Origin of the sequence: Adhaeribacter pallidiroseus (assembly GCF_003340495.1) — a bacterium.
Taxonomy (GTDB): Bacteria; Bacteroidota; Bacteroidia; order Cytophagales; family Hymenobacteraceae; genus Adhaeribacter; species Adhaeribacter pallidiroseus.
In genome coordinates, this window is sequence record NZ_QASA01000001.1 from 1,039,185 (window position 1) to 1,055,984 (window position 16,800).

Annotated in this window: 15 protein-coding genes; 11 read left to right on the top strand and 4 right to left on the bottom strand. The window is 43.0% G+C overall.

All coding sequences use genetic code 11. The annotated features are described in order from the left end of the window. Positions 1–9 precede the first annotated feature (9 nt). The 7 genes from AHMF7616_RS04005 (at position 10) to ftsZ (ending at position 9,165) form a co-directional block, all read left to right on the top strand. A complete protein-coding gene (locus tag AHMF7616_RS04005; RefSeq protein WP_115371708.1) occupies positions 10–387 on the top strand; it encodes a four helix bundle protein in 378 nt (125 codons plus the stop codon). Between the two features lie 18 nt (positions 388–405). Further along, positions 406–1,761, top strand: coding sequence for a UDP-N-acetylmuramoyl-L-alanine--D-glutamate ligase (gene murD / locus AHMF7616_RS04010; protein WP_115371709.1), 1,356 nt, complete (start codon positions 406–408; stop codon positions 1,759–1,761). A gap of 75 nt (positions 1,762–1,836) precedes the next feature. Next, entirely contained in the window at positions 1,837–3,012 is a 1,176-nt protein-coding gene (locus tag AHMF7616_RS04015; protein WP_115371710.1) for an FtsW/RodA/SpoVE family cell cycle protein, read from the top strand. Further along, positions 3,002–4,111 carry an undecaprenyldiphospho-muramoylpentapeptide beta-N-acetylglucosaminyltransferase gene (gene murG / locus AHMF7616_RS04020; RefSeq protein ID WP_115371711.1) on the top strand — a complete coding sequence of 370 codons (1,110 nt, stop codon included), beginning with the start codon at positions 3,002–3,004 and terminating at the stop codon, positions 4,109–4,111. Before AHMF7616_RS04015 ends, murG begins: the two co-directional genes overlap by 11 nt. Further along, the gene (murC, locus tag AHMF7616_RS27690) at positions 4,108–6,270 is read left to right on the top strand and encodes a UDP-N-acetylmuramate--L-alanine ligase (protein WP_115371712.1); all 2,163 of its coding nucleotides are present in this window, start codon (positions 4,108–4,110) and stop codon (positions 6,268–6,270) included. The genes murG and murC overlap by 4 nt, the downstream gene beginning before the upstream one ends. Positions 6,271–6,279: 9 nt before the next feature. Then, positions 6,280–7,602, top strand: coding sequence for a cell division protein FtsA (gene ftsA / locus AHMF7616_RS04030; RefSeq protein WP_115371713.1), 1,323 nt, complete (start codon positions 6,280–6,282; stop codon positions 7,600–7,602). A 24-nt stretch (positions 7,603–7,626) separates the two neighbouring features. After that, positions 7,627–9,165, top strand: coding sequence for a cell division protein FtsZ (ftsZ, locus tag AHMF7616_RS04035; protein ID WP_115371714.1), 1,539 nt, complete (start codon positions 7,627–7,629; stop codon positions 9,163–9,165). A 193-nt stretch (positions 9,166–9,358) separates the two neighbouring features. Here the strand turns inward: ftsZ and AHMF7616_RS04040 are convergent, their stop codons facing one another. Beyond that, positions 9,359–9,658 (bottom strand): sll1863 family stress response protein, encoded by a 300-nt coding sequence (locus AHMF7616_RS04040; RefSeq protein WP_115371715.1) that lies wholly within the window; start codon positions 9,656–9,658, stop codon positions 9,359–9,361. Positions 9,659–10,130: 472 nt separating this feature from the next. Here AHMF7616_RS04040 and AHMF7616_RS04045 point away from each other — a divergent pair, with 472 nt between their 5' ends. The 3 genes from AHMF7616_RS04045 (at position 10,131) to AHMF7616_RS04055 (ending at position 12,919) form a co-directional block, all read left to right on the top strand. Continuing rightward, positions 10,131–11,705: an amino acid permease gene (locus AHMF7616_RS04045; RefSeq protein WP_115371716.1), complete on the top strand. Its 1,575-nt coding sequence runs from the start codon at positions 10,131–10,133 to the stop codon at positions 11,703–11,705. 118 nt (positions 11,706–11,823) lie between these two features. Next, a complete protein-coding gene (locus AHMF7616_RS04050) occupies positions 11,824–12,381 on the top strand; it encodes a helix-turn-helix domain-containing protein (protein WP_147275601.1) in 558 nt (185 codons plus the stop codon). After that, complete coding sequence (locus tag AHMF7616_RS04055; protein ID WP_115372588.1) at positions 12,317–12,919, top strand: IS630 family transposase; 603 nt, start codon at positions 12,317–12,319, stop codon at positions 12,917–12,919. The genes AHMF7616_RS04050 and AHMF7616_RS04055 overlap by 65 nt, the downstream gene beginning before the upstream one ends. A 110-nt stretch (positions 12,920–13,029) precedes the next feature. Here the strand turns inward: AHMF7616_RS04055 and AHMF7616_RS04060 are convergent, their stop codons facing one another. Next, the gene (locus tag AHMF7616_RS04060) at positions 13,030–13,389 is read right to left on the bottom strand and encodes a hypothetical protein (RefSeq protein ID WP_115371719.1); all 360 of its coding nucleotides are present in this window, start codon (positions 13,387–13,389) and stop codon (positions 13,030–13,032) included. A gap of 228 nt (positions 13,390–13,617) precedes the next feature. Between AHMF7616_RS04060 and AHMF7616_RS04065 the strand changes: the two genes are divergently transcribed. Next, positions 13,618–14,034, top strand: coding sequence for an organic hydroperoxide resistance protein (locus tag AHMF7616_RS04065; RefSeq protein ID WP_115371720.1), 417 nt, complete (start codon positions 13,618–13,620; stop codon positions 14,032–14,034). Positions 14,035–14,196: 162 nt separating this feature from the next. Here AHMF7616_RS04065 and sucC read toward each other — a convergent pair whose 3' ends face one another. Further along, positions 14,197–15,387, bottom strand: coding sequence for an ADP-forming succinate--CoA ligase subunit beta (gene sucC / locus AHMF7616_RS04070; protein ID WP_115371721.1), 1,191 nt, complete (start codon positions 15,385–15,387; stop codon positions 14,197–14,199). Positions 15,388–15,610: 223 nt separating this feature from the next. Next, positions 15,611–16,645, bottom strand: a complete 1,035-nt coding sequence (locus tag AHMF7616_RS04075; protein WP_115371722.1) for a glycoside hydrolase family 113 — start codon at positions 16,643–16,645, stop codon at positions 15,611–15,613. Between the last annotated feature and the right edge of the window lie 155 nt (positions 16,646–16,800).

Consider the following 16,800-nt stretch of genomic DNA (forward strand, 5'->3'; position numbering starts at 1 on the left):
TTGGAAAAAATGAAGCGAGTTTATACTTATTTAGATGTATGGCAACGAAGCAGAAAGATGGTAAGTGAGATATACGAAATAACTAAAAGTTTCCCTAGGGAGGAAATGTTTGGATTAACGACTCAAATGAGGCGAGCAGCAGTTTCTGTTCCTTCAAACATAGCGGAAAGTTGTGGGAGACAACATATAAATGATGCCGTACAAATATTTTTTATCGCCAGAGGTTCTTTGTACGAACTCGAAACGCAACTTTATTTAGCCTTAGACCTAAAATACGTATCAGAACAAGTAGCTAAGGAAACAATACAAAAAATAACAGCTTGTAAGCAATTGCTTCATGGCTTTATTAATTATTATAAAAGTTTAAAAATTTCGAACAACGAATAACTAACAACGAATAACGAAATGATAGCAATACTGGGAGCTGGTGAAAGTGGAGTGGGAGCCGCCTTGTTGGCACAAGCGAAAGGATTGGAGGTGTTTGTTTCGGATAAAGGAGAAATTAAGCCAGTTTACCAGGAAAAGCTCCAAGCCGCTAATATTCCGTTCGAAGCTGGCTCGCATGATTACGCCCGGATTCTATCGGCTACCGAAATTATAAAAAGTCCCGGCATTCCGGACAAAGCCGATTTAATTCAGCAAGCCAAGGCGAAGAACATCCCGGTAATTTCGGAAATTGAATTTGCCAGTCGTTATACGCAAGCTAAGTTTATTGGCATAACGGGTACTAATGGCAAAACCACGACCACACTTCTAACTTTTCATTTACTCCAAAGCGCCGGGTTGAATGTGGCTTTGGCCGGGAACATTGGCGAAAGCCTGGCTGAAAAAGTTATTAAAGACGAGCACGATTATTATGTAGTGGAATTAAGCAGCTTTCAACTGGATGGCATGTATCAGTTTAAAGCGCACATCGGTATTCTACTTAATATTACCCCGGATCACCTGGACCGGTATGAATACAGTATGGCCAATTATGCACAATCCAAGTTGCGGATTGCGCAAAACATGACCCAATCGGATTACTTTATTTATAATCTGGATGATGCTGTAACCAACGAGTATTTCAACCCGGAAGATTTTAAAGGTCAGGCAGTACCGTTTTCCATAAACCAAAAGCCGGCGGCAAAAGCTTTTTACGAGGGTACTTCTTTGATAACAACTTACTCTGGCTCCGCAGAAAACATTGAAACCCGCACCTCGGTGTTAATTGGCAAACACAATCAATACAATACGGCGGCGGCTGTTTTAGCGGCGCGACTAGTTGGTATTGAACCGGAGGAAATTACCGCGGCTTTAGCCACTTTTAAAAATGCTGATCATCGTTTGCAAACCGTAGGGGAAGCGAACGGCGTCAGGTACATCAACGATTCCAAAGCTACCAACGTGGAGGCCGTGTGGTACGCGCTGGACGGAATAACGCAACCAATCGTCTGGATTGCCGGGGGCGTAGATAAAGGCAACGATTATACTTCCTTAAAAGCTTTGGCTCAGGAAAAGATTAAGGCACTAATTTGCTTAGGAGTGGACAATAAAAAGTTAGTAGAATCTTTCAGTGGCATCATTCCGGTAATTCATGAAACGCAATCGGTAGAAGAAGCTATTAACCTGACTAAAGAAGCTGCCGTTCCGGGCGATGTAGTTCTGCTTTCGCCGGCCTGCGCCAGCTTTGATTTATTTAATAATTACGAACACCGGGGCAAACGGTTTGCCGAAGCGGTGCAACACCTGGTTTTAGAACCATTGCAGCAGGAAAGCTAAAAACAGAAGTAAGTAAAAAAATAAATTTTTAAAAATTTCCATGGACTATGGTCCTTGGACTATCCATTAAGAAGTATGATGCAGGTAAAGCTTTGGTTACGGGAAAATTTGAAAGGAGACCCTATTCTGTGGGGCATTGTGATTGCTTTTTCACTCATCAGTATTGCGGTGGTGTATTCGGCTACAGGTACGCTGGCTTACAAAAAAATGTCGGGGAATACCGAGTATTTTTTGTTTAAGCACACCAGTTTAATTATCGTGGGTTTGGCATTTATGTGGTTTGCGCATAAAGTAAATTACCGCTACTATTCCCGTTTATCGTTGCTGGCGCTGTGTTTATCCGCACCCTTACTTTTATTTACTTTTTTGTACGGTTCCAATATTAACGAAGCTTCCCGTTGGTTAACCATTCCATTAATCAATCAAACTTTTCAACCTTCGGATTTGGCAAAATTGGCTTTGATCTCGCATTTAGCCAGTATGCTATCTAAGCGGCAGCACGTAACCACCGACGTTAAAAGTACCCTCATTCCCATTATGTTCTGGTGCGGCAGCATTTGTGGTTTAATTGCTTTAACCAATGCGTCTACGGCTACTTTACTATTTATTACCTGCTTGCTGCTCATGTTTATTGGCCGGGTACCCATGAAACATATTGCTATGGTTTTAATAATCGGGGGCGTGCTGGGGATAACTGCCTTGGCCTTGGGGCAACGGATGAAAACGGTAATCAGCCGGGTGGAAAATTTTACCAACGCCGATTCGCCGGTGTTTCAGTTAGAGCAATCTTACATTGCCATTGCTACCGGTGGACCCTTTGGGAAAGGACCCGGTAACTCCGATCAACGTAACTTTTTGCCGCACCCCTATTCCGATTTTATTTATGCTATTATCATTGAAGAATATGGCTTATTAGGCGGTGCTATTATTCTCTTTTTGTACCTGGCCTTTTTGTACCGAGGGCTGGTAACGGTGAGTAAAAGTTTCGGGGCGTTTGGGGGCTTGCTCTCGGCGGGCCTTAGTTTTAGTTTGGTATTACAGGCGATGGTTAACATGGGGGTAGCCGTTGGTTTGGGGCCAGTAACTGGTTTGCCGTTGCCCTTATTAAGCATGGGGGGAACTTCCCTGATATTTACCGGTATTTCCATCGGTATTATTCTGAGCGTAAGCCGCACGGAAGCCGAGCAAGCGCCGGGCGGAACCATCTTATCGGGTAATATTTCAAAAAAAGTGGTAGCGCATGCAGAATAAAAAACCATTCCGGGTAATTATTAGTGGGGGCGGCACGGGGGGACATATTTACCCGGCAGTGGCTATTGCGAATGAGCTAAAAGTACGGCAACCCGAAGCCGAAATTTTGTTTGTGGGTGCCAAAGGCCGTATGGAAATGACCCGGGTACCCGAAGCCGGTTACAAGATTATTGGCCTGCCTATTGCGGGTTTGCAACGCCGGTTAACTTTAAAAAACCTTACGTTTCCGTTCAAGGTAATCTCCAGTGTGCGGGCGGCCCGGCAAATTGTAAAAGATTTTAAGCCCAATGCCGTGGTGGGAGTGGGGGGGTATGCCAGCGCTCCCGTACTGTTTGCCGCCACTTCTATGGGAATACCCAGCTTAATTCAGGAGCAAAATTCTTATGCTGGTATTACCAATAAACTATTAGGAAAAAGAGTAAACAAAATTTGCGTGGCGTATGCGGGGATGTCGGCTTTTTTTCCGGCCGATAAAGTAATACTAACCGGTAACCCGGTACGGCAGGATATTGTGGGCAGCCAAAATAAGCGCTCGGAAGGTTTAGCTTTTTTCGGGTTAAAACCAGGTAAACCTACTATTTTGGTCATTGGCGGTAGCTTAGGCGCTCGCACTATTAATGAAAGTACGGCAGCACATTTAAAAGAAATCCAGCAAAAAGGCTATCAACTGCTTTGGCAAACTGGCAAAACGTATTACCCTAAGGCTGCGGAACAAACCGCAACCTTGGTCGAAACCGGCATTAAAAGTTTCGAGTTTATTCAGCGCATGGATTTAGCCTACGCTACCTCGGATGTGGTAATCTCCCGGGCCGGAGCTTTATCTATTTCGGAATTGTGTTTAGTAGGTAAACCGGCCATCTTGGTGCCTTCGCCCAACGTAGCCGAGGACCACCAAACGCAAAATGCTTTAGCTTTGGTAAATAACCAGGCGGCTTTGTTAGTTAAAGACGTGGATGCGGCTACTCAATTGTATCCGGCTGCCTTTGCTTTGTTACAAGACAAACCGCAGCAGGAACTATTAAGTGGGAACATTCAAAAATTAGCCAAGCCCGAAGCCGCTCAAACCATTGTGGGTGAACTATTAAAATTAATCAAGTGAGACCAGAAGCGTATAAATATATTTACTTTTTAGGTATTGGCGGCATTGGTATGAGTGCCATTGCCCGGTATTTTAATGCCAAAGGTTTGCCCGTATGGGGTTACGACAAAACGCCTACGCCACTTACCCAAGCTTTAATCGAAGAGGGTATCCAGATTCATTACGAAGATGATGTAAACTTAATACCAGAAGAAGTAAAACAAAACCGCGAGCAAACCTTAGTCGTTTTAACACCCGCTATTCCGGCCGAGCATCAACAATGGGCTTACCTTAAGGAAAATAATTATACAATTAAAAAAAGATCGGAAGTACTGGGTATAATTACCGCTAACGCCTATACCATTGCCGTCGCCGGTACCCACGGCAAAACTACCACTTCTTCCATGATTGCGCACTTACTTCACCATGCCGGGGTAGATTGTTCGGCTTTTTTGGGTGGGATTTCGGTTAATCTCAATTCTAATTTGCTGCTCAGCAAGAATAATGAAGGTCGGGAAATAGTGGTAGTGGAAGCCGATGAATACGACCGTTCTTTTCTGCGCTTGTACCCGGATGTGGCCATCGTTACTTCTACGGACGCCGACCATTTAGATATTTACGGCGATAAGGATGCGTTGATCGAATCTTTTCAGCATTTTATCAGTCAGGTGAAACCTGGTGGTACTTTGCTTTTAAATACCAAGGCAGATACCCGGATACTAAATAAAATAGAAGATTCGGTAAAAGTAATCCGGTATGGTCTTGAGCAAGCAGAACTAAATGCCGGACCAATCACCATTGCGGGGCATCATTTTAAATTTAATCTGACTACTTCCACAAATATAATTCCCGGCCTAGACTTACCCGTGCCGGGTTACCATAACGTTGAGAATGCCCTAGCGGCCTGCTATGTAGCACAAATCATGCGGGTACCGCCGCACCAGATTCGCGCGGGTTTAGCGGCGTACCGGGGTGTTAAGCGCCGGTTTGAGTTTGTGGTGGATTCCGAAGATTATATTTACATTGATGATTACGCCCATCATCCCACCGAGATAGATGCTTTTGTAAAATCCTTAAAAGCATTATTCCCGGAGAAAAAAATTAAGCTCATTTTTCAACCCCATTTGTTTACCCGTACCCGTGATTTCGCCGATGAGTTTGCGGAAAGTTTAAGTCAGGTGGATGAAGTTGAGTTGCTGGAAATATACCCGGCCCGGGAAAAACCAATTTCGGGAGTAAACGCCCAAATGCTTTTAAATCGCATTTCGGGACCAAATAAGAGCATTTTATCCAAGGAAGAAGTGTTGCGTAAATTAGAGCAATCTATTGATTTTGAGGTACTTGCAACGGTTGGTGCCGGTGATATTGATACCTTGGTAACGCCGATTAAAAACATCTTAAAAAATAAAAAAATGTTCCGGAAGCGTAAAATTATTTCTATAATTTTTGCATCTTGTTGCATCCTTATACTTGCTGGTTTAGGAGTATTTGTGGCACAGAAGCAAGCTCAAAAAGCCGTTCGGAAAGTCTCGGTTACGATCGACAATGAGTATAATAATTACTTTATCAGCGACCGGGAAGTGAAAAATATTCTGACGAACGATGGTGAAAAGAAAATAGAAGGTTCAAAAATAAGTGACGTTGATTTAAAAAGTCTTGAATTGCGGATTAAATCGCATAAATTTGTTCGGGAAGCGCAAGTTTATCGCGATTTAGCCGGGAACTTAAATATCAAGATCAAACAAAACAGGCCCATAGCCCGGATTGTACACGATAATTCAGAAGAAGACGTCTATATTGACGATGAAGGGAATATTTTACCTTTATCCGAAAGATTTACCGCGCGGGTGATTCCAATTACCAGATCCCTGTTTCGGCCGGCTCAGAACAAATCCTTTTACCAGGATTCTTTGGGTCAGGCTTACTTAGACTTGTTGAAGTTTGTTGAAAAAGATGCCTTTTGGAAAGCCCAGTTAGCCGAAATGCAAATTGATGCGAAAGGTAAAGTAATTTTTATGCCCCAGGTAGGTACCCAGGCCATTGAGTTTGGTAAACCGGAAGAAGTGGAGCAAAAATTTAAAAAATTACTGGTTTTTTATAAGAAGGTGTTGCCGGCCATGGGCTGGGACAGGTATAAACGGGTTAACCTGGAGTTTAGTGATCAGATCATTTGTGAATAAAATATAGATATGCAAAACGACAAAATTGTAGTAGGCTTGGATATCGGGACAACCAAAATCTGCGCTTTGGTTGGCCGGAAAAACGAGTTTGGCAAATTAGAAATCCTCGGCATGGGAAAAGCGGTTTCGGAAGGGGTAGTTCGCGGCATTGTGAGCAACATCGATAAAACCGTAGATGCCATCCGCAAAGCCATTAAACAGGCCGAAGAACAATCCGGTATTAACATTGGCGTGGTAAATGTCGGGATCGCTGGTCAGCACATTAAAAGTTTACAACACAACGGCAGCATTACCCGCGCTACCACCGATAACGAGATTACCGTAGATGACGTGAACCGCTTAACGAATGACATGTACCGGTTAGTAACCCCACCCGGCAGCGAAATCATTCACGTAATGCCCCAGGATTATAAGGTTGATTACGAAGAAGGTATTGTGGATCCAGTGGGTATGTCGGGTGTACGCTTAGAAGGTAACTTCCATATCATTACGGCCCAATCCAACGCCATCAACAACATCAATAAATGCGTTACCCGCGCCGGCTTGGAAATCGACAATTTGATTTTGGAACCGTTAGCCTCGTGTATGTCGGTGCTAAGCGACGAAGAAAAAGAAGCCGGTGTAGCTTTGGTAGATATTGGGGGTGGAACTACGGATTTAGCTATTTTTAAAGATAATATCATCCGGCACGCGGCGGTGTTGCCTTTTGGGGGCAATATTGTAACTACCGACATTAAACAAGGCTGCATGGTGATGCAGAACCAGGCCGAGCAGTTAAAAATAAGGTTTGGGAAAGCTATTGCGGATGAAGCTTCTGATAACGAGATTGTTTCGATACCAGGCTTACGCGACCGGACACCAAAAGAAATTTCCATTAAAAACCTTGCTTATATTATTGAGGCAAGAATGGAAGAAATTATTGAACTAGTTTATTCGGAAATTGTTAGAAGCGGATACGCGAATAATCTGGCGGCCGGCATAGTAGTAACCGGTGGTGGCTCACAATTGCAGAACTTAGTACAGTTAGTAGAATACTTAACCGGCCTGGATGCCCGTATTGGCTACCCAAATGAGCATCTAGGTAAAAGTAAAATCGACGCTGTAAAAAGCCCCATGTATGCCACTACCGTTGGTTTAGTATTAGCTGGATATCAGGCTTTGGATGAACGCTTAAATCGTTATACGGAAATTGCTGCCCGCACTACCGAAAACCGGGTAAACGAACGCGTGGCAAAGCCCGCTTCTACGGGTGGCAGTGATTTTTTCAAAAAAATAATAGACCGTACTAAAGGTTTATTAATTGACGATTTTGACGATAAGCAGAATTATTAAGAATTTTTTTAAGGAGAGTTATATATGAGTTTTTCATCCTATAAGTTTGATATACCTACACAAAGCAAATCTATTATTAAGGTTATTGGTGTTGGCGGAGGAGGTAGTAATGCCGTAAACCACATGTGTGGGCAAGGCATTAAAGATGTTGAATTTGTGGTATGTAATACCGACGCGCAGGCTCTGAAAAGCAGTAATGTACCCAACAAACTGCAAATCGGCGTGGACTTAACCGAGGGTTTGGGAGCCGGTGCCAATCCGGAACGGGGGAAGCAAGCCGCTATCGAAAGCCGGGAACAAATTCGGGAGTTGTTAGGCAACGACACCAAAATGGTATTTATTACGGCCGGGATGGGTGGCGGCACCGGCACCGGAGCTGCCCCGGTAATTGCCAAAATTGCCAAAGAACTCGATGTATTAACGGTAGGTATTGTTACAGCTCCTTTTATATTCGAAGGTAAGAAAAAGCGAGATGCTGCCGAAAGAGGGATTAAAGACCTGAGCGAAAATTGCGATACCGTATTGGTTATTCTGAACGATAAGTTGCGCGAGATTTTTGGTAATTTACCTATCCGCCAGGCGTTTGCTAAAGCCGATAATGTATTAACTACTGCTGCTAAAAGCATTGCCGAAATTATTACCGTAACTTCGGAAGTAAACGTGGATTTTGAAGACGTTAAAACGGTCATGAAAGATTCTGGTGCGGCCGTTATGGGATCGGCTACTACGGAAGGCGAAAACCGGGCTTTACGGGCTGCGGAAGAAGCTTTATCGTCGCCGTTGCTGAACAATACCGATATTCACGGAGCGCAAAAAATTCTGCTTTCCATCATGTCTGGTGATCAGGCCGAACTGGAAATGGATGAACTCACCGAAATTACCGAGTACATTCAGGAAAAAGCGGGTGAAGAGGCAGAAGTAATTTTTGGGCATGGGATTGATCCGGAGTTAGGCCAAAGCATTCGGGTTACCGTTATTGCTACTGGTTTTGCCCGCGAAGCCGTTACGATTAATACCGGTCAGGTAAAAAAAAACACCTTTCCGGAAGCTGATCCTCAAATAAATATTTTTGATACCGATCGTGCAGTAGCTATCCCTGAACCTGTGGCTGCTAAGCCGGTAGCGCCTGTTCGGGTACCCGTGCAGGAACCTGCCCCGGTGGTAAATCAAGCTCCCGCACCTACCCCTATTCCGGTGCCTACACCCGTTCCGGCTCCTACCCGAGTGCCGGCGGAACCGGTTAAAGTAGTGTTTGATTTAGAATCGCAGCACGAAGTATTTACACCGGAAGAGCGAAACGAATTTGTTAATCCGTCGGAAGATGAAGATTTAAATGATTTGCAACAAAAATCGCAGGAACGTCGGGAGCGTCTGCGCCGCTTAAGCAGCGAAATTACCAACGAGGCCATTAAAGAGAAATTAGAAGTACCCGCTTACTTACGCCGGAACGTAGCACTAGAAAATGTGCCGCATTCTTCTAACCGAAATATTTCTCGCTTTAACTTGAGCGACGATAATGATATTTTAGGAGATAATAAGTTTTTGCACGATAACGTAGACTAATAATACCTTTTAGGTAAAAGTAAAAACGCCGAAAATTTTAAATTTTCGGCGTTTTTACTTTTATAAATTTTACTTTCCATTTTAAAGTTGGGTAAATTATAGGGATAGCGTAAAAATTACTAAAATTTGGGGTGTTAACTTCTTAAACGCTGGTTTAGTACTTTAACTCCATATTCTTAATTAAATAAAACAATTAGTCTAGCATATTCCGGATCTCATCTTTTAAGCTTTGTAAGCTGTTCTTAATGTCGGTCCAAGTATTGGAAGATTCATCCTGAGTAGTATCTAGTTGTTGCACCAGTAAAGCCCGTTTTTTTTCTAGGCCTGCAATATGCTTATGGTAAGTGTGGTTAGAATCGGCGGTAGTGGCATGAGCACGGCCTTGAAGCACTTTAATTTTATTATCTAATTCTTCTAAACTTTGCTTTATTTCATCGCGGGTTAAATGTGCCGGAGCCCGCATATTTTCTGGTTTTAAAGGGTAATGATCCATGGTAGTATCGTTAGTTTAGATTGTAGATGGCTATAGTTTCTCTTCGGTTTTTACTCAAAATTTAAAAAAAAGATGTGCTATTAAGTAACTTGCTATAGTTCATAGCTGTAATTTTAATATGATCAGGTCTATAAATTTTATCTGACAACCGGCATATACTTCTTCTATTTAGATTATATTGTGAATACTCTCTTTTTTGTTTTAGTTTTTGATTGAAATGGATATACCACTAATGGCAAGCGCTCTTAAGTAGCACAAACTGATGGGATAAGGTATCTGTTAAGTAGAAGTTGGTAAAATGTTTTAATCGATTTATTCAACAAATCGCAGATTTTAGTTAATTTAAAGTCCAATTTCAACTACTTTTTTAAAATTTAATATTATTTAATTAAAATCTGAATTCCATAGAAAGCTGGTTTTAGTTATTAGAAATTTACTAACAGCACTGTGTTCCACCACTTAAAACAATCGAATGGCCTCTAATTTATTTGCGAAAAAATCTATTAATAAACTTATACAGGAGTCTGAAGGAGGGGGAAGTGATGGACATGGCCATTCGCTAAAACGGACTTTATCCGCTACTAACTTAATCTTGTTGGGTATAGGAGCCATTATTGGTACGGGTATATTTGTGCTTACGGGTAGTGCCGCGGCCCAGTTTGCGGGTCCGGGTTTAGTTATTTCGTTTATTGTGGCGGGTATTGCTTGTGCGTTTGCCGGCCTGTGCTACGCGGAGTTTGCTTCTATGATTCCAATTGCCGGTTCGGCCTACACTTACGGATATGCTACCTTAGGAGAATTAATCGCCTGGATAATTGGCTGGGATTTAATTTTAGAATACATGTTTGGGGCCGCTACTGTAGCAGTAGGTTGGAGCGGGTACGTGGTTAGCTTTCTGCGTGATTTAAACATTAACATTGCCCCCGAATGGTGGAACGCGCCGGGTATTTCTCTGATTCAGGATCCCAAAACCAGCGCCTGGGTGCAGATAACCGACCAGTTAACCACGCAGTATGCCGCTCAAGGGATTGATATTGCTTCGTTACCGCACGCTACGGGAGTTTTTAATATGGTGGCTGCGGCAGCAATACTTTTGATAACAGTAATCTTGGTAGTCGGTATTCAGGAGTCGGCTAAGTTTAACAACTTTATTGTGTTTATTAAGCTTTTCGTAGTAATCGCCTTTATTCTGGCGGGTGGGTATTATTTATTGCGGAATCCAGCCGTTGCAGCCCAAAACTGGACGCCGTTTATTCCGGATAATACCGGTGAGTTTGGTCATTATGGCTGGAGTGGTATTATGCGGGCCGCTGGGGTAATCTTTTTTGCTTACATTGGTTTCGATGCGGTTAGTACGGCGGCTCAGGAGGCTAAAAACCCTCAACGCGACATGCCAGTAGGTATTCTGGGATCACTGGTTATTTGCACCATTTTGTATATTCTGGTTTCCGGTATTTTAACCGGTCTAGTAGATTACCGGCAGTTAAACGTGGCTGAACCAATTGCCATTGGTATTGAAGTTACCGGCTATACTGTTTTAAGAGATTTAATTAAAATTGGTGCAATTGCTGGTTTAAGTTCGGTAATGCTGGTGATGTTACTGGGCCAGCCCCGTATTTTCTATTCCATGTCACGGGATGGTTTAATTCCGCCTATTTTCGGTAAAGTACATCCCAAGTTTCAAACGCCTTATATCAGCTCTATTTTAATTGGGGTAGTTTGCGCTATTACGGCTGGAGCATTACCCATTGCCCAACTCGGTGAAATGACTTCTATTGGTACCTTGCTGGCTTTTGTAATTGTTTGTGGGGGAGTTTGGTACATGCGGGTGCATGAGCCAGAGCGCACTCGTCCTTTCCGGACCCCTTGGGTGCCTTTGGTGCCGATTTTGGGTATGCTGGTGTGTTTTGCCATGATGGCCAGTTTAAATGTTCATACCTGGTACCGGTTAATTGGTTGGTTAATAGTTGGCTTAGTGGTGTATTTTACGTATAGCCGCAAGCACAGCAAATTAAATAAAACACCGATGGTACACAGTGGTAAATAAAAAACACAAAATATTAAAAAGGCGCTTCTACCAAATAGAAGCGCCTTTTTAATGCAATAAATCTAATTATACCAGATAGTAATAAGAACTTTCCATATTTTAGAAATGTTTGGTTTGCATGGGAAGAGTAAAGAAAATAGAGATCCAGGAGAGTGCGTCAGCGTTGCTGGAGTTGATGCAGCAGGAAAAGCGGGCTTTGGTGCAAGCGCGTTTGCAGGCCTTGTATTTATATAAAAGCGGGCAAGCGTCGGATTATGCCACTATCAGCCAGCAGGTGGGCTATGAGCGACACACCATTGGCAAATGGTTTAGCCAGTATGAACAAAAAGGTTTAGCCGCTTGCCAGGCTTTGGAGATGGGGAAGCACTCCGGTTCGCGCATCAGCGGGCCAGCCTTGGCAGAACTTACAGAAAAGCTTAACAGTACGACGGATTACTTTACTTCTTACAAGCAGATTCACCAGTGGCTGCAAGAAGCACATGGTATTCTGCTAAGCTATGAACACGTGCACCGCTTTGTACGCTACTACTTGGGAGCCAAGCTCAAAGTAGTCCGCAAAAGTAACCTGAAGAAAGATGTGGCTTACGAAGAGAAGTATAAAAAAAGTAAACGTGCTCTTATCTTTTCTGCTCCAACGCTACTATGGGCCTTTAGCCCGAGCCGGGAAAGTGAATAGCTGGAAAGTGTACTTTCAGGATGAGAGCCGGTTTGGTTTGATGACCGTCTTGCGCCGGGCCATTACCCGAGCCGGAGTGAAGCCAGTGGGCGCTTACCAGCACCGTTTTATTTACCGCTACTGTTATGGGTTAGTAGAGCCCCTCTCGGGGGATAAGTTTTTTGTCACCGCGCCGCAAGTCAACACCCTGTTTTTTGAGTATCTGCTCCAGGAGTTTTCCCGCCACGAGCCATCCGTATACAAAATCATTTTCTTGGATAAAGCCGGCTACCATCGGGCCAAACACTTGCAAGTGCCCGAGAATATCCGCCTGGTGTACCTGCCCTCTTCCAACCCGGAACTCAACCCTATCGAAAGGTTCTGGCGGGATATGAAAGATAAAGTTGCTTTTCGCAACTTTCCGGATGAATCAGCGCTGGAAACCTGGATCAACACCACCATTAACAACTACTCCAAAGAACACATTGCTTCGCTAACTGGCTACGAGTATATTCTCCAGGCCGTCTCGCACGCTAAAAATGCTATGGAAGTATCTTAATACTATTCGGTATTATATATACGAACAAAGATTTTACTAACTAATAATTGTAGAAAGTAGGTAAAGCATAAGTTTAAATTTTAGTACACGCTTACAGTGGCGTGTTTGCTTTAATAAGCTAACTCCCCTTCTACACCTTTGTAAGGCGCGGCAAAAGCTTTTACTACTGTTATTCCTTGCCCGGTTAAGGTACCGGTAGTATCACTTAATCCTGCTTCGGCTAGTTGATCTAGATGGCTGGTACCAATAGAATTACGATTTTTAAAAACAGTATCCCGGAACAAAGTGGTAATTTCATGATCGCCGGCCCCGTGTACACGTACCGGATTAATTAACTTTAAGATGGTTTTTAAAGCTTGCACAACTTCCGGATGATCCTGTAGTTTATTCTTTTTGGTAAATTCCTGGTCAAAAGTAGTTTCATCAAATGATTCGTCTTGCGGAATTAATTTTAAGGCTTCTATGCTCATGAGTTTAATTTTAAGTAAAAAATAATGGTTTTATTACTGCTTACTGCTTTATACCCTCTACAGGTAAAAATTGTTATTGCGGAAAAGCACCTTAACTAATTTGTTTCAAAAGGTTTAATCTAATGTCTCACAGGAGGATTTTTAAAAATATAACCTGTTCGCCTTAACAAAATTTAAAAAATTGGGTTATTAAACTCTTGAAACTATTATTTAATTAAACTACGAACTATGAAAACCTTGTATACAGCCGAAGTATCGGCAACAGGCGGCCGCAGCGGTCAAGTAAAATCATCGGATGGCATTATAGACATGGCCGTTAATGTGCCGGAAGGCTTAGGTGGTAAAAAAGGCAGTACTAACCCGGAACAACTTTTTGCGGCTGGTTATGCGGCTTGCTTTCAAAGTGCCTTGTTACTAGTGGCTGGTAAACAAAAAATCCGGCTGGAACCGGATTCTACAGTAACGGCGCACGTGAGCCTGCTGCAGTTAGATAACGAAAGCTACGGTTTAGGTGTGAAGCTGGTAGTGGATGTAAAAGGCTTAGATCATGATCAAGCGGTAAAACTCGTGAACCAGGCCCACGAAGTATGTCCGTATTCCGTTGGTACTCGCGGTAATATTGATGTTCAACTGGAAGTAGTATAGTACTAATTAATAAGTGCTTTTATAGCTAAATTTCCAGCTGTAGTCTTATCAGGATTTTATAGTCTGATAATTTTGTTTAACTATTAACTAACAGAAAAGCCTCACCCTAATTTAGATGAGGCTTTTCTGTTAAAAAACTAAATTTTTTTAAATTTCTAGCAGCTAAGCTAATACTTCTTTCACGCGAGCTGCGGCATCTTTTAGTAACACCGCCGAAAATACTTTTAAACCCGATTCATCAATAATGCGGGCGCCTTCTTCGGCGTTGGTACCTTGCAAACGTACAATAATGGGTACTTTAATGTCGCCAATGTTTTTGTAAGCTTCAACTACCCCATTCGCTACGCGGTCGCAGCGTACAATTCCGCCAAAAATATTAATCAGAATAGCTTTTACGTTCGGGTCTTTCAGAATAATTCTAAAACCAGCTTCTACGGTTTGCGCGTTAGCTCCACCTCCCACGTCCAGGAAGTTGGCCGGTTCACCACCCGAAAGTTTAATAATGTCCATGGTGGCCATAGCCAAACCGGCTCCGTTTACCATACAACCTACGTTGCCATCTAGCTTTACATAGTTTAAGTTGCTGGCGCTGGCTTCTACTTCTAACGGGTCTTCTTCGTTAAAATCGCGCAAATCTTCAAAAGCCCGGTGGCGATACAAGGCGTTATCATCTAAGTTTACCTTAGCATCTACCGCCAATATTTTATTATCGGAGGTTTTAAGTACCGGATTTATCTCGAACTGCGAAGCATCCGTGTCAATGTAAGCTTTGTAAAGAGCGGTAATAAATTTCACCATTTCTTTAAATGCTTCTCCTTCTAAGCCAAAAGCAAAAGCAATTTTACGGGCCTGAAATGCTTGTAAACCTACGGATGGATCAATCCATTCTTTTAATATTTTTTCCGGATGATTTTCGGCAACTTCTTCAATGTCCATACCACCTTCGGTGCTGGCCATAATTACATTCTGGCCCTTAGCCCGATCCAGCAGAATACTGACGTAAAATTCTTTCGGCTCCGTTGGTCCGGGATAATACACATCCTGGGCGATTAAAACTTTGTGAACCGTTTTTCCTTCCGGTCCGGTTTGGTGGGTTATCAGGTTCATCCCTAATATTTGCGACGAGAGCTCCCGTACCTGGTCCATGTTTTTGGCTAATTTTACGCCACCTCCTTTACCCCGTCCACCCGCGTGAATTTGCGCTTTAATAACGTGCCAACCCGTACCGGTCTCAGCGGTTAAACGTTTCGCCGCTTCTACGGCCTGGTCGGGGTTGCGGGCAACTATTCCTTCCTGAATCCGGACGCCATAACTTTTTAGAATCTCTTTTCCCTGATATTCGTGTATGTTCATGATTGGAGCATTTCGTGTGGCACGAAAGTAAACAGGAATCTTTTTATTTCAAACTTTTATATTAGTCGATAGTCCACGGTTATAGTGAGTAGTCCGTAGCAGAGGCAGGATGGTTGAGCATAAAATAAATTATTGCTAAACAGAAAATTATACGGAATTGTCTTTAACCAACTAGAGTAAAATTTAAAAAACGGACTAAAATCCATCGACTGTGGATTATAGTCTACAATTCCTTCCCGTACCAATCCGCTAAAATCTTTTCGGCGGGTTTGTGTTGCGGGGTAAAATCGCGGTGGTCGCGGCCATTATCGCGCACTTGCGGGTACCATTTCCAGATGAACAGGCCGCCAAACCACGGCTTTTCCCATAAAGTTTGGAACAAGGCCTGGTAACAATTGGCTTGTGTTTCGTAGGACTCTTCTATTAAAATATTTCTACCGCGCTCCGGCCACTTCCAAGGTTCAACTGCTGCATCAGGGGTGCTTTTATAACCCGCTTCGGTAAACACAATGGGTTTTTGGTACTTTTTAGCAATTTTTTGCATTCGCATCAAGTGAGGTTTCCAGCCGGCTTGTAATTCAGCTAAGCTGGCATTGTTTTTTTTGCTTACCGGAAAGTAACCTTGTACGCCAATAAAATCCAGGTCATCCCAAAATTTAACTTTTTCATACTCCAGATACCAATTCGCAGCGTAGGTTAGTTGGCCATGGTACACTTGCCGTATTTGCCGGATTAATTGCCGCCAGTCTTCTTCTCGGGTTATTGCTGGGTTCATTAATTCGGTACCAATACACAGCGCCTCTACATGGTGGGTTTCGGCAAGACGAGCATAATGCAAAATAAATTCGGAATAATTTTTAAACCAGGTTTGCCAATCTGCTTCGCTGGTCATGGCAATGTCGCCAATCCATTTATTTTGATCCTGGTTCATTAACCAGATATGTGGTTTCAGTAAGGTTTTGATTCCGGCTTGTCGCGCCAGATTAGTAGTATGAATCAGGCCCTGGTCGCTTTCGCCCCAAAAGTGTTTATTAAATTGCGTATTCAGCCGCATTTCGGGGGTATTATAGTTGCGCTGCCAGCCAAAGGGAGTTTGCGCAATCCATTGAATGTTACACTCTTTAGCGGCAATCAGCTGATCCAGAGTAACCGAATCACCAGCCACCCAGTTTACTCCCCGAAAGATAAATTTGGTCTGTGGCAATAAGGATGCTTCTTTAACGGGACTTATCCGGAAGCACAAGTGTAGGGCTACCATACTCAGTAAGAGTAGTAACAATCCTAGAAACGACTTACCGCTTGCCATGTAAAAGAAAGTTAATGGAAATGAAAGTTATTAAATTTCCAATGTTCTGCCTTATCCTTTTTATCGAAAGTGTTGTGCTTAACAAATAAAAACTACTAAAATTTAAA

Coding starts and splice junctions, on each gene's coding strand:
- AHMF7616_RS04005 (WP_115371708.1), top strand. CDS start 10: ATGAAGCGAGTTTATACTTATTTAGATGTATGGCAACGAAGCAGAAAG.
- murD (WP_115371709.1), top strand. CDS start 406: ATGATAGCAATACTGGGAGCTGGTGAAAGTGGAGTGGGAGCCGCCTTG.
- AHMF7616_RS04015 (WP_115371710.1), top strand. CDS start 1,837: ATGATGCAGGTAAAGCTTTGGTTACGGGAAAATTTGAAAGGAGACCCT.
- murG (WP_115371711.1), top strand. CDS start 3,002: ATGCAGAATAAAAAACCATTCCGGGTAATTATTAGTGGGGGCGGCACG.
- ftsA (WP_115371713.1), top strand. CDS start 6,280: ATGCAAAACGACAAAATTGTAGTAGGCTTGGATATCGGGACAACCAAA.
- ftsZ (WP_115371714.1), top strand. CDS start 7,627: ATGAGTTTTTCATCCTATAAGTTTGATATACCTACACAAAGCAAATCT.
- AHMF7616_RS04040 (WP_115371715.1), bottom strand. CDS start 9,658: ATGGATCATTACCCTTTAAAACCAGAAAATATGCGGGCTCCGGCACAT.
- AHMF7616_RS04045 (WP_115371716.1), top strand. CDS start 10,131: ATGGCCTCTAATTTATTTGCGAAAAAATCTATTAATAAACTTATACAG.
- AHMF7616_RS04050 (WP_147275601.1), top strand. CDS start 11,824: ATGGGAAGAGTAAAGAAAATAGAGATCCAGGAGAGTGCGTCAGCGTTG.
- AHMF7616_RS04060 (WP_115371719.1), bottom strand. CDS start 13,389: ATGAGCATAGAAGCCTTAAAATTAATTCCGCAAGACGAATCATTTGAT.
- AHMF7616_RS04065 (WP_115371720.1), top strand. CDS start 13,618: ATGAAAACCTTGTATACAGCCGAAGTATCGGCAACAGGCGGCCGCAGC.
- sucC (WP_115371721.1), bottom strand. CDS start 15,387: ATGAACATACACGAATATCAGGGAAAAGAGATTCTAAAAAGTTATGGC.
- AHMF7616_RS04075 (WP_115371722.1), bottom strand. CDS start 16,645: ATGGTAGCCCTACACTTGTGCTTCCGGATAAGTCCCGTTAAAGAAGCA.